The organism is Bacillus sp. XF8, from assembly GCF_017498755.1.
GTDB classification, from domain to species: Bacteria; Bacillota; Bacilli; order Bacillales; family Bacillaceae_G; genus Bacillus_A; species Bacillus_A bingmayongensis.
In genome coordinates, this window is sequence record NZ_JAGDQK010000020.1 from 20785 (window position 1) to 33942 (window position 13158).

Sequence of the window (13158 nt, forward strand, 5' to 3'; positions counted from 1 at the left end):
CTTTTTTTGATAAGTAGTCATAAACACTCCTGTTATTTTGTAGTGAGTACTAGATATTATATCTGTATTGAAAAAGTCTCATATATTTTTCTCTTTCCTAATGGAGTAATGTGAATTGCTCTTGAGTGTTCGGCTCTAGCAATCCAATTTTCATGTAACAGTTGCTCCAAAATAGCGTTCCCCAAAGAGCCCGCTATATGATGTTGCCTTTCACTCCAATCTAAGCAACATTTTGAAAAAAACCTTCTTTTTTTATATAACGAATCTAAATCAATACCAAAACTCTCAAAAAATTCTTGTCCCTTTTTCGTTACTTTAAATTGTAAACCATCTTTGATTAATATTTCATTGTCTAAAAGTGAATTTGTAATTTCAACACCTAATTTTCCGGCTAAATGGTCATAGCAAGTTCGGGCATATTGAATTTCTTTAGTCTCCTTTGATTGCTTAAAGGATCGAATTGGTTCTGGAGAGGCCAAATATAGTATTTTTTCCAGCGATTCTGCTATTTCATGGTTGGCTATTTTGTAATAACGGTGTCTTCCATGTTTTTCAACATCTATAATCTGTGCTTCATATAGTTTTTGAAGATGAAAACTGGCTGTTTGTGGTTTGATTTTTGCTGCATGTGCTAATTCGGTAGCTGGATGTGGACGACCATCCAAAAGTTGAACTAGAATTGTTGCTCGTGATCTATCGCTAATAAGAGAAGCTATTTTTGCTGCATTTACATTCATTTGCATCACTCCTTATTTTACATCCATATTTCGATGATAATGGAATTATTTGTGTTTTACAATACAAATGAAGAAATAAGAATAGGAGTGATTTTATGGATTTCACATTTCAACAAGGTTCCTGTAAAGAAATCAAGCCAAAAATTTTATATTACGGAATGCCAATTTATTTATTATCAACATTAAATGAAGATGGAACAACAAATATAAGTCCAATGTCTTCTTCATGGGCTTTAGGTAACTATATTATTTTAGGTGTTGGACTTGGAGGAAAAGCAATTGAGAATCTTGAAAGAAACAGAGAGTGCGTAATTAATTTACCTCCTTCATCGCAGTGGGAGCAAGTAGAAAAAATTTCACCTTATACAGGGGTAGAGAAAGTTCCGGTTTATAAACAAGAAATGGGATATACATATCAAAAAGATAAATTTACAATAGCGGGTTTTACACCAATTGATTCAAAATCTGTAAAACCACAACGAATAAAAGAATGTCCACTACAAATTGAGGCAAAAGTAAAAGACATACGTATTCCAGAATATGGTCCTTTCTTCGCAATTGTTGAAACGGAAGTTCTTCATGTATATGCCCATGAAGAAATAATTAAAGGGGAAAATCATATTAATCCAGAAAAATGGAATCCGTTATTTTATAGTTTTAGACATTATTTTTCAATAGGAAAAGAGTTAGGGAAGAATTATCGAGCTTAAATCTTAAAAGGGGCCAGAGGTAATGATTAAACTTGAATATTTTGAAAGAAGCGATTTCAAACAGCTGCTGGGTTGGATTCATTCAGAGGAATTTTTATTGCAATGGGGAGGACCAGCATTTACTTACCCATTACAGGAAAAACAATTAGAGAAGTATATAAAGAATGCAAATTATGAGAATGCAGACGTATTTGTATATAAAGTGATTGATCAAAAAACTGGAAAGGTTATAGGGCATATTTCGCTTGGGAAAATTGACCGAATAAATAACTCTGCAAGAATTGGAAAAGTTTTAGTTGGGGACTCAAGTATGAGAGGGAAATCTATTGGGAAAAAGATGATGGAAGCAGTGCTCAACGTTGCATTTGGACAACTAAAATTGCATAGAGTTTCTCTCGGAGTATTTGATTTTAATACATCTGCCATTGCATGTTATGAAAAAGTTGGATTTGTAAAAAAAGAGTTATTGAGAGATGCGAGGAAAATAGGAGATGAGTATTGGAGTTTGTAGGAAATGAGTATTTTAGAACATGAATGGTTTAATAGAATGTAACAAACAGGCAAGAGATGGAAGAGAGTATGCATCTAGGTGGAATGGAATGAACTGACCAGAATATAGTAAAGTGAGAGATATGAGAATGTACTCGTGTGAAAATGATGATAAACTTTCGGAATGTGAATCTATCTAGAAGTATAATTTTCTCATTTGTAGATTAATATATACGAGAGGTGGTTATAATCTGAGGGGGCTTGTCATTTTAGAATTATATACAAAAACCAAAGAGTACAAAGCACAAATCATCAAGCGAAACGACAATTTGTATACAATTGAAGTTTTTCGTTGGACAGAAGACGAGGGTTATGAATATTGGAATCCACTAACACGTAATCTCTCTTTGATAGATTCAAAAGAACACGTAATCGAACTTGCTTATGAACAAATAAGACAATATACTTCTGAAAAATTAATTATGACAGATAATATTGATACATAATTGCTATTCTTTTTATCCAGAAGAAACAGCAGGGTTAATATTAGTAGATTCAACGTCAGAAAACTATAGAGAAGATTTTCTATCCATAATGCCTCCTGAATTTCAAGAAGCATATTATAAACAATTTATATATGAAAGTACGTATGAAGAGTTTATGAGTAGCTTGGCTGAGGCTGGTCTTCATTGTAAATCAATAAGGAAGATTCCACTTGTTATAGTTGCTGCTGGAAAAAAAGCGTTTTATTCTCCTGAAGCTCAAGTAAAATGGCTACAAATGCAAAAAGAATTATTACAATTATCAAATAACAACGAATTGATTCTTGCACCCAATAGCGGTCATTATATTCAAAGAGATGAGCCTGAATATGTGATAGAAGCCGTTAAATGGGTATTAACTCATATGTAAAAGGAGAGAAGTTGATTGAAAACTTTATTTCTATATAATTGGCAAGTTAGAGAGCAATGGTTTGAATGGTGTAAGCAGCTTTCGGAAGAAGATTTACTCTGTAAACGTGTTGGAGGAGTAGGGAGTATTTTGAAGACTTTGTTTCATATTGTAGATGTAGAATATAGCTGGATACGTGCTCTTCAGGGAGAAGAAGATTTGAATCTGCAATTTCAAGACTATCAATCACTTGAAAAAGTGAAGGAACTTTCAGATTCTTTTAAAAATGAAATGGATTCTTTTTTGCAAACATGGTCAAGTAATTTAGAGAATAAAATATTAACAGCCTCATGGACTGAAGAGACGTACAAATATGGCGAAGTTGTACGGCATGTGATTGCACACGAGATCCATCATATTGGTCAATTATCTATTTGGGCAAGGGAGTTAGGTCTTCAACCTGTGTCAGCTAACTTGATTAGAAGAGGTTTAATGTAAGAAACAGGGAAAGTTTTTTTGTGAAAATCTATAAAGTGGTGGTTGTCTTGAAAAGTATTATACCTAATAAAATTCATATAGGGATACTAATTTTGTATTGAACTATTTTATCCAGCATTAATGGGCAGTAAGATCTCCACTGATTAAAGTGTCACTTTAATCAGTGGGGGTTGTCATAAGACAAAAAACACCGAGTCGTTAGGCATAAATTCTAAATTCCGGTGTTTTTTGTATGAAAAAGTAGGAGGGTTGTATTCATGAATGAATATAATTCAATGCGAATACAGAAATCTGTTCTATAGTAAAAGCAATGCCTAAATATAAAAATTGTATTGGGAGAGATGCGATATGGGTAGGTGTAGTTGTTTTGTAGGGGGAGATAATGAACAAGACATTAAATTTTCTATTATAGTCCCTGCACACAATGAAGAAAAGTATATTGGTAGATGTCTGGATTCTATTGTGGCCGCATCAAACATTTATAAAAATCAGGTCGAAGTTATTGTTGTGCTAAATCGCTGTAGTGATCGAACAGAAGAAATTGCACAGTCATATCATTGCATAACAGTGCAAGATGAAAATAAAAACCTTTCTAAAATTAGAAATGCTGGTGCAAAAATAGCTAGGGGAGAAATCATTGTTACAATAGATGCAGATAGCTCGATGAGTGAGAATATGTTGATTGAAATAGAAAGGCATTTAATGACCGGAAAATATATAGGTGGGGGCGTTAAAGGAAAGTTTGAACGTATTTCACTAGGAATCATAGTATCAGGTTTATTTTTAATTATTCCTCTTATATTTAAATATGGGTTCATATCAGTTGGGATGTTTTGGTGTTATAGGAAAGACTTTAATGCAATTGGTGGTTTTAATGAAAGTTTGTTAATGGCTGAGGATGCAGAATTTGCGATGCGTTTAAAAAAACATGGTAAGACGTGTAAAAAAAAATTCACTACGATAAAGAAAGCGTATATGACAACTTCATGTAGAAAATTTGATGAACACGGTGATTGGGCATTGATAAAGAGACCTCAAATTATTTTTGCATATTTAAAGGGGACAAATAGAAAATATGCAAATGAGTTATATTATGAAAAAGAAACAGAAACAGAAACAGAAAAAGAAAACTAAAGATAAACCGACTTGTTTTGAAAATGCAAGTCGGTTTTTTATGTAAAAGAGGCTTTGAAATTAAAAATCCTCTGAATCTTTTTTTCGTATATGTACTAATAGAGAAATGGCGATAACAAGAAAAATTATTATTGCTTGCAAAAATAGATTTTTAAACTGAAGCAGAGATATCCACGATATCAAATAATCCTTAACAGATTGCAGAGATGGAAGGTGAGTTGGTTCGAAACCGTAAGTAAATAGTTTTTGGGTTTCGATAAACGTACTATTTTCTCCATTTGCCTCTATTACAATCGAAATCAACCTTTTGTTTCCTTGTTTTGCTGTACTGGCAAAACTATATCCAGCAGTATTTGAAAAGCTAGTTTGTAAACCATCTACTCCTTTAAATTTTACATTGCTATCAAGTGAATACAACATTTTATTTGTATTGAAAACATGTATATCTTTGAAGGTAAATTGATAAGAGGTTAATTGGGCGATTTTTAATATTATAGGATAATCTGTTATTAAATGCTGGGCTAGTTTCGAGGCATCTAAGACGGTTATTTTAGATTCTTTTTGCTTATTCATTATGCCGGTTGCATTTGCAAAATAAGTTTTATGAGATAACCCCAATTGTGTCGCTTTTTCATTCATTAAATTCGTAAATTCTTGTTCGTTTTTTGAAATATGTTCTGCTAAAGATACGGCCGCACTATTATCAGATGCAAGAACCATTGCATGAAACAAATCACGAACTGTTATTTGATCTTTAGCCGTTATATCGATATTATCTCCTTCCGTTTGAATGGAAGGATTACTTGTTTTTACATGATCATCCCACTGTATTCTTCCTTTATGTATTTGTTCTAACACAATATACTCAGTCATCATTTTTGATAAACTTGCTGAAGGGAAAGGAGTATCTTCATTTTTTTTATAAACAATTTTTTCTGATGTTGCATCTATTAATATAGCCGATTTTGCTTTAATTGAAGGTCCATTTACATAGAAATAAAAATAAAAAACAAGAATTGTAATAATAAGAAAAGATAAGATAAGAAGCATCAATTTCTTAACATATTGCATAAGCGATCCTCCTTGTACATCGATATTACTAGTGTAAAAATTAATATTTAACTAGGAGGAAAGAAAAGTTAAAGAATTTCTAAAGAATTATAAGGAAAACATTAAGTTTGGATAATTATGGTCATGATGAGGCAGTGAAAATGTACTTTCATTCACATTTATATATAAAGAAGATTTCACATTAGAGGACAGGAATGCATTAAGAATGTTTAAAGAATAAATTATTCCAGTTTTATTAATATAGAAGTAAATTATGAAATGGAAATAGCAGCTAGAGATGAAAATCTCTTTAAGTCCAGTGGGGAAAGAATCCGCATGTGCAAAAGGATTTTATTTTCTTTTGTGGAATGATATTTACATTCACCTTATTAAAATTTGGAAAGGAGAATATTTATGAAGCATTCCCTATTGGAGAAAAACACAGGTGTAGATCCAGGAAAGAAAGAATCATTGCTTACAAGGTGTGCAAATGTATTTTCGAGATGGTCCCAGAAGTATGTCCCGGATGCCTTTGTTATTGCTGTGCTGCTCACCTTATTCACTTTCATTGTGGCCTTGTTGATGAATCCCTCTAAGCCGTACGCAATCATAAAATCTTGGGGAGATGGGTTTTGGACTTATTTGACTTTTACAATGCAAATGATATTGCTAATGGTTACAGGGATGACGTTAGCTTCCGTCCCGTTCGTTAATAGAGGTTTGCAGTCTGTTGCTAAGTTAGCCGACACACCTCAAAAGGCTTATACGATGACATTTTTGATTAGTGCAATGGCGTACTACATCAATTGGGGACTGGCAGTAGTTGTGGGGGCGATCATTGCGAAGGAAGTGGCGAAAAAGAATCCAAATGCACATTTTCCATTGCTTGTAGCAGCTGCCTATGCTCCGACAGCCTTATACAGTGCCGGTCTGTCCAGTTCTATTGGCTTGACTATTGCCACAAAGGATCATTTTCTTGCAGATATGATTGGAATTATTCCTACTTCGCAAACAATTTTTAGTTACTCTACTCTAATTATTTTTTTCGCTCTGTTCATCACGATGCCTATTATTATTGTACTTATGGCTCCAAAAAGCGGGATTATCGGATATAAAGCACCCGAAACGGATACAACTTCTTTTGTAAAACCTCTTCAAAAAGATTTAACCGCCGCGGAAAAATTGGAATGGACGCCGGTTCTGGGAATATTATTAGGTGTAATTGGTACGTTGTATTGTATATATGAATTCATGAACGGTCACAGCTTAGATTTAAATATTATTAATCTGTTTTTCTTGTCACTCGGTTTGCTACTGCATGGTTCTCTTGGAAACTTTGCACAAGGATTCAAAGAATCCGCGCAATCCATTTCTCCAATTATCCTACAGTTTCCGTTTTATGCAGGAATTATTGCTGTTTTAGGAAGTTCAGGATTGGGAAGCTCTATCATCGAATGGATGGCATCCATTGCGTCAAAGGATACATTTGATATATTTACATATTGGTCAGCGGGATTAGTGAACTTATTGGCGCCGTCTGGCGGGGGACAATGGGCTTTGCAAGGACCACTGCAGGTCCCGGCAGGCTTGAAGTTAGGTGTAGATCCAGCTACTATCGCCATGGCGGTAGGTTGGGGAGACGCATGGACCAATCTGATTCAGCCGTTCTGGGCATTACCTCTTTTAGGGGTACTAGGTTTAAAAATCAAAGATATCATGGGGTATTGCTTCATTCTCTGTATTTGGGTCGGAATTGTCACAAGCGTATTGATGTTGTTTGTATATTAGCTTGCATAGGTATATGTTATCGCCATTAAGTTAAGGTCTTGAAATACCCTTGAAATGAAAGCAAAACTAATCTAGAAGTACAGGTGGGGCATTTATGAACATCCTAGATTTCAGTATCAATTTTCCGGATATCCATGGTGTTCTAAGTAGAAAAGATAATTTTATTTCAAGGAGGTTATTTAGATGAACTCTAGTGAAGCGATAGTGTGGATTAATGTATTTACTGCCAAACCAGGTAAACTAGATGAATTGGTTGCTATCCAAGCTGAAGAACTACTTAACTTTAAGAGGAAAGGTATTCCTGGTTGGATTAGTAGTCGTTGGCATCGTTCTGTTGATAATAACAAGGCAATTATGATGACTACTTTTGAAAGTATTGAATATCATAAAGATTGGTTAGAAAAAAATGACTTCTCCAAACACTTAAACAAGATTGAATATCTAATTGAAGGAGTAGAGGGTGGATACTATACGTTGGTGGAAAATATTGAAAATATGTAAACTACTTACATTCTAAATTTTTGTTTTTCACTTTGATATTGAAAACTCGTTATACCGGACATAAAAGCCCATGGGAAAATTCCATGGGCTTCATCAAGTTGAAAAATTAAACATATTCGTATGCTTTTTTGTTCCTTTCATTAGCTCTGAGCTGCCGTTTGTATACAAATTTAGATAAGCTGACACTTCCCTCGTATAAGAGCAGTAACGGTATGGCCACAAGGAAATCCGATAGAAAATCTGGCGGCGTAATTAAAACTGCAGCGACTATTAATAAAAAATAGGCGTATTTCCTAATTTTTTGCAGACGGTATGGATTGATAATTCCCAAACTTGTTAAAAACATAATAACAACGGGTAGTTCAAATAGAAATCCAAACGGCAATGTCATATGAAGCAAAAATCGGAAATATTTCTCCGCTGTAAAGAAAGTAGTAAACATATCGTTTGATAGTGACATTAAAAAATGTAATACAAGAGGAAGTAAAATATAATAACCAAAACTAATCCCCAAAAGGAATAGAATCAATAGTGCTGGAATGTAAGCGATCGCAACCTTTTGTTCTTTTGGTGTTAACGCTGGACGTACAAACAACCAAGCTTGATGTGCAGCAACTGGTATAGTAATTGTACCGGCAGCGATGGCAGCAATTGTTAAATAAACGAGTAAGATATCACTCGGTCCTAACAGAGCTAGCTTAAATGGTAAATCTTTGACCAGTGTATGATAAATATCTTGTACATATATAAATGTCAGTATAAAAAACAGCAAAAAAACAACTAAAGTGATAATAATGCGTTTACGTAACTCTTCAAGGTGCTGAATGGTTTTCATATTTTTATCTTCCAACATTAATCACCCCATGAAATAGGAGATGTCTTACATCTCCTATTCATCTATTTGTCTAGTTTTTCTTTCTTATTTGGATTTTTTTGTAAATCATCTGTGTCATCCGCGATAAGATCTCTAGTAGATTTTTTAAATTCTCTTAATGTTGAGCCGAATGCTCTTCCTAGTTCCGGTAACTTAGAAGGGCCAAAAATAATCAGGGCGAGCATTAAAACAAGTATTAATCCGGGGATTCCAATATTCTGAAACATAAGTTCCTCCTTAGTATCGAGTCTTGTAATTTCTTTTACATACTTATAGCAATATTTGAAATCGTTTTTGAAAAAGGAATCTTTAGAACAAAGTTTTTGTGAAATTTTTCTGCCTTCCATTCAGTTGTATACCAAACAAATTTTATCAATTTTATTCGTATTCACAGCGGTTAGTTTTTGGCTTTATCAAGAGAACCGGCAGCTAGAGTACCTTTATGTAGCACGGAAGCACGCTTTGGCAGCCGCGCTACCGCTTCGGCCGAGCAGTTGGCAGGAACAAGTATGGCGGTAGCAGCATCGCCAACCTTTGGCCATACTTGCTTACCGGACTCATCTAATGGCGTAATGCCGCCGGTAGCAAGAGAAAGTGCGCGGGACAAGTTGTATTCGTAGGACCATCCATACAGCTCTGCAGCAAGATGAGCTTTTTGCAGCGTGTCACCAATCCCAAGCGGGGACCAGTGATCCATAATACTGTCATTGCCAAGCATGACATTCACCTTTTGCTTTTGAAGAAGCGGAATTGGCATCGTATTTTTGCCAATTGGAACAGTTGATGCAATCGAGATGCCCAGCGAAGCAAGTCGGTTTGCCATTTCGATGTCGGCGCCGGCTGTCAGCGATGCTAGTGAGAAAGCATGGCTGATTGTCACTTTGCCCTGCAGACCGGCTTCTTCAGTCAAATCTGCCAATCGATGAATTGCTTTCAAACCTGTTTCACCGCCTTCATGAAGATGGATATCAATTCCTGCTTTGTAGTCCACCGCAATTTGTACCATAGTTTGTAGTGATTTTTCCATATCTGCATCAACCAAAGTGGGATCTAGTCCACCAACATGTGTTGCTCCGAGCTGCATAGCTTCACGCAGCAGTCCCTCTGCATTGGAACGAAGTAAGCCGTGTTGAGGGAAGGCGACAATTTCGTGCGATAGTTTATCTGAATAGTTCGCTAAGGCGCGCTTTAAACTCTCGAGATTTTTGAGGCCGACGACAGGATCAATGTTGCAGTGACTTCTGGCAAATGTTGATCCGTAGCTGAGAATCAATTCAATTAATTTTTCCGCACGCTCTTGGGCAGTTGGCAGCAACTCAAGTAGCAGCGTCTGTTCAACTTCAATCATGTCAAAAATGTTTTTTCTTTGCGATGCAGCTCTCCAAGGACCACCATAAAATGTTTTATCCAAATGAATATGCATATCTTTAAAGGAAGGAAGCAGCAGCATGCCTTTCGCATCATAGCGATCGATATTCTTTTTATAAGGAACTTTTGTATCTAATATTTTTGTAATAATACCTTTATCGATTTGAAGATTACAGAGTATGGTGTCCGTTGCGACAACCTGGCCATTTTCATATTTATATCCGCTTTCCAATCGCACATTCAACAACATGTAGGAGCTATTTTTTTCCGGTTTTTTGATGTTGTTATCATCTTTTTTTTCTTTTTCGTCCGCGCTTACATTTTCAGGGACAAATAATCCCATTGCGTCCGTGACGCCGAGAACAGCTGTAGCCCCTCCAATTTTGCAGACGTTACCTAGAAACTTTCTGCGAGAAAAACCTTTGTTTTCTTGATCCATCTGGAATATCCTCCTCTTATAATCTTTGCATGGAGCCTAAAGCATGCACTTTATAACCCGATATCCGCATTTCACTTACCCTTTATCTTAATTTAAAAATGATTAAGATCTTGCTTCTTCACTAGATTAAAGCGAACCTGCAACGATTTTCCCTTTATACATAGTGGCTGCTCGCTCAGCTCTTCTTGCAATGGCTTCAGCGGAGCAAGATGCTTTGACAAACACGATATTTGCATCGTCCCCGACTTGAGGCCAAACTTGTTTTCCTTCATGATTGAGCGGTGTCTTGCCACCCGTAATAAATCCTAGAGTTTGAGCCAATGACTGTTCATCTATCCATCTTGAAAACTCCGCTAAACGACCGGCGCGTTCGAGAATGTCTCCGTTGCCAAATGGCGACCAAACATCAAAAATATTGTCACATCCCAAGGCAACGTCCACTCCTTTGTTATGTAATAACCCAACAGGGGGGAAACTTCTGTCAATTGGAACGCTCGTGATAATTGAAATTCCTGCATCCGCCAACAGTTCTGCCATTTCACTTGCTTGATGTAGCGGAATATCTCCTAGGCCAAATGCGTGGCTAATGGCGACCTTTCCTTGTAGCCCGGCTTCTTTTGTAAGGGCAGCTAGCCTTTTCATCGTAAAAATACCAAGGTGATCGGCATCGTGTAAATGTAAATCGATACCTGCCTTTCCTTCCACAGCAATCTCAATCATTTCTTGTAATGATGCTTCGATGTTTCCATCAACAGTAGCCGGATCAACACCGCCAACAAGAGATGCTCCTTGGCGAATTGCTTCTCTTACTAAATTCCCTGATTGAGTGCGCAATAAACCGTGCTGTGGAAAAGCGACAATTTCATAAGATAACTTGCCGTCAAATGTTTGCAATACTTTTTGAATGTCCTCTAAATTTTGTAAACCGATTTCTGGATAAATATCTACATGTGTACGAATATGAGTAGCTCCAGCTTTTAAGAAAGTCTCTAGTAAATTTTCCGCCCGTTCTTGGGTAGTGGTAGACAAAGAGGGAAGAACCTCTTTTTCCATTTCAAGTCGTTCAAAAATACTGTTAACAGGTGTTACTGCTCTCCAACGGTCACCCATTATCGTTTTATCCAAATGACAGTGCTTTTCAATAAACGATGGAAGAATTAGTAGTTGTTTCACATCTACTTTCGGCAAGTGATCTTGGAAAGGTTCGTCATTCGTAACAATTTTTGCGATTTTTTCATTGTCAATAAGAAGATGGTAAGAGCCTGTCTTCGTTCCTGTAACGGCTCCATTTTCAACGTAGTGACCGTTTTCTAATTTGGCATTGATTAACCAAAAAGCGGTGCTCATAGAGTATCCCGACCTTTCTTTTATAAATGATTAAAATGGTCTTTTTCCCTTGTGAAATTTTAATAAGTCAGGAAATATTACAAGGGAAACGTAAAAAGATTCATAAGATTATGATAAACTAAAGAAGGATATATGAAAAATATAAAAAAAATTAATTTTACTTAAGTTTTTCATATACAAAAGGGAGTGTTTTCTATTTATGGATATAAGACAACTGCGTTATTTTATTGCGATTGTCGAGGAAAGACAAATTTCGGCTGCTGCTCATAGACTTCATATTTCACAACCTCCGCTCAGTCAACACTTGAAAGCGATGGAACAGGAACTAGGAACAAAATTGGTTGAGAGATCCGGGAAATTTTTAGAAGTAACGCAAGCAGGTCAAGCTTTATATAAATACGCATTAAAAATGACGCAATTATTAGAAGAAGCAAAAATGGAAGTAAAAGAAGTGGGGAATGGGATAACAGGTAGGCTAACACTTGGTGTCAATACTTTATCAGTAGTCGGGTTACCTCAATTGCTGCAACAATTTCATGAAAAATATCCTAGAGTCTCGTATAAAATTCAACAAAATGAGTCAGCTCAGCTTTGTCAGTTAGTGAGAGATAGAGTAGTAGAATTGGCAATAATTCGATTACCGCTAAAATTGGATGATTTTTCTGTGATCCATCTTCATACAGAACCGTTTTATTTAATTACTTCAAAAAAACAGCAATTAGCTAATCGTAAGATTACCTTGGAGGAGATGAAAAAATTCCCATTAATCTTGCCTAGCACGGAGGGATTAGGCGTATATAATATGATTCTAGATGTATTTTCCAAATATCAGTTATGCCCAAATATCGTTGCTGAGTGTTCTGATATTTCTATTTTATTAGATTTAGTTGCGTCTAACTTTGGAGCGTCCATTGTTCCAGAAACCGTAATTCAACGACATAAAGGCTATCCTATCCAAGCTTTTAAAATTGCCGATACAAATTTGTCTGCCTCTACAGGTTTAATTTGGTTAAAACATCATGAATTATCAAGTATCGCTCAAAACTTTGTTAATTTATATAAGTCCATATTAAAAATTTGATATCTGTGTAAAGAATGCCCATTAGGTAATACCATTGCGATTACAGTAAATAATGGTTAAGGGGCAATAACCATACATATCCATACTTTAGAGCAAGGAGAAGAGATTATCATTTCTACAAAAGCTGTCAGAGGAGATGATTTAAGAAAGAATGTCCGTAATTTAAGTAGTGGAAAAGTAATCCAGCTAGTATTCTAGCAACTGTTTTGGTAAGATTCAATGTGCTAGTTTTTGACGAACCGACAAATATT

The 13158-nt window shown here is 35.7% G+C and carries 13 protein-coding genes and 1 pseudogene; 8 read left to right on the forward strand and 6 right to left on the reverse strand.

The genetic code is table 11. The features are described 5' to 3' along the window. Nucleotides 1–56: 56 nt before the first annotated feature. Nucleotides 57–737: an ArsR/SmtB family transcription factor gene (locus J4P91_RS13315; protein WP_017149486.1), complete on the reverse strand. Its 681-nt coding sequence runs from the start codon at nt 735–737 to the stop codon at nt 57–59. Nucleotides 738–832: 95 nt separating this feature from the next. Here J4P91_RS13315 and J4P91_RS13320 point away from each other — a divergent pair, with 95 nt between their 5' ends. From J4P91_RS13320 to J4P91_RS13340, 5 genes and pseudogenes are all read left to right on the forward strand, one after another. Beyond that, on the forward strand, nt 833–1447 hold the full coding sequence (locus J4P91_RS13320) for a flavin reductase family protein (protein ID WP_207994520.1): 615 nt from the start codon (nt 833–835) through the stop codon (nt 1445–1447). A gap of 22 nt (nt 1448–1469) precedes the next feature. Then, nucleotides 1470–1958, forward strand: coding sequence for a GNAT family N-acetyltransferase (locus J4P91_RS13325; protein ID WP_017149484.1), 489 nt, complete (start codon nt 1470–1472; stop codon nt 1956–1958). Nucleotides 1959–2449: 491 nt separating this feature from the next. After that, a pseudogene (locus tag J4P91_RS13330) lies at nt 2450–2848 on the forward strand (alpha/beta fold hydrolase); the annotation flags it as partial. 15 nt (nt 2849–2863) lie between these two features. Continuing rightward, complete coding sequence (locus J4P91_RS13335) at nt 2864–3325, forward strand: DinB family protein (protein ID WP_207994521.1); 462 nt, start codon at nt 2864–2866, stop codon at nt 3323–3325. 348 nt (nt 3326–3673) lie between these two features. Next, nucleotides 3674–4459: a glycosyltransferase gene (locus J4P91_RS13340; protein WP_207994522.1), complete on the forward strand. Its 786-nt coding sequence runs from the start codon at nt 3674–3676 to the stop codon at nt 4457–4459. Nucleotides 4460–4519: 60 nt separating this feature from the next. On the opposite strand, the gene J4P91_RS13345 is transcribed toward J4P91_RS13340, so the two are convergent. Then, entirely contained in the window at nt 4520–5530 is a 1011-nt protein-coding gene (locus J4P91_RS13345; RefSeq protein ID WP_207994523.1) for a D-alanyl-D-alanine carboxypeptidase family protein, read from the reverse strand. Nucleotides 5531–5923: 393 nt separating this feature from the next. On the opposite strand from J4P91_RS13345, the gene J4P91_RS13350 reads away from it, so the two are divergent. Next, complete coding sequence (locus tag J4P91_RS13350) at nt 5924–7297, forward strand: short-chain fatty acid transporter (protein ID WP_207994524.1); 1374 nt, start codon at nt 5924–5926, stop codon at nt 7295–7297. A 183-nt stretch (nt 7298–7480) separates the two neighbouring features. Further along, complete coding sequence (locus tag J4P91_RS13355; RefSeq protein WP_207994525.1) at nt 7481–7798, forward strand: antibiotic biosynthesis monooxygenase family protein; 318 nt, start codon at nt 7481–7483, stop codon at nt 7796–7798. Between the two features lie 106 nt (nt 7799–7904). Here the strand turns inward: J4P91_RS13355 and tatC are convergent, their stop codons facing one another. The 4 genes from tatC to J4P91_RS13375 form a co-directional block, all read right to left on the reverse strand. Beyond that, nucleotides 7905–8651, reverse strand: a complete 747-nt coding sequence (gene tatC / locus J4P91_RS13360) for a twin-arginine translocase subunit TatC (RefSeq protein WP_207994526.1) — start codon at nt 8649–8651, stop codon at nt 7905–7907. Nucleotides 8652–8695: 44 nt separating this feature from the next. Further along, nucleotides 8696–8899, reverse strand: coding sequence for a twin-arginine translocase TatA/TatE family subunit (locus J4P91_RS13365; protein WP_207994527.1), 204 nt, complete (start codon nt 8897–8899; stop codon nt 8696–8698). Between the two features lie 170 nt (nt 8900–9069). After that, nucleotides 9070–10479, reverse strand: coding sequence for an amidohydrolase family protein (locus J4P91_RS13370; protein WP_243763843.1), 1410 nt, complete (start codon nt 10477–10479; stop codon nt 9070–9072). A gap of 126 nt (nt 10480–10605) precedes the next feature. Further along, nucleotides 10606–11826 (reverse strand): amidohydrolase, encoded by a 1221-nt coding sequence (locus J4P91_RS13375; RefSeq protein WP_207994528.1) that lies wholly within the window; start codon nt 11824–11826, stop codon nt 10606–10608. Between the two features lie 199 nt (nt 11827–12025). On the opposite strand from J4P91_RS13375, the gene J4P91_RS13380 reads away from it, so the two are divergent. Further along, nucleotides 12026–12907, forward strand: a complete 882-nt coding sequence (locus J4P91_RS13380; protein ID WP_207994529.1) for a LysR family transcriptional regulator — start codon at nt 12026–12028, stop codon at nt 12905–12907. The last annotated feature ends 251 nt before the right edge of the window (nt 12908–13158 follow it).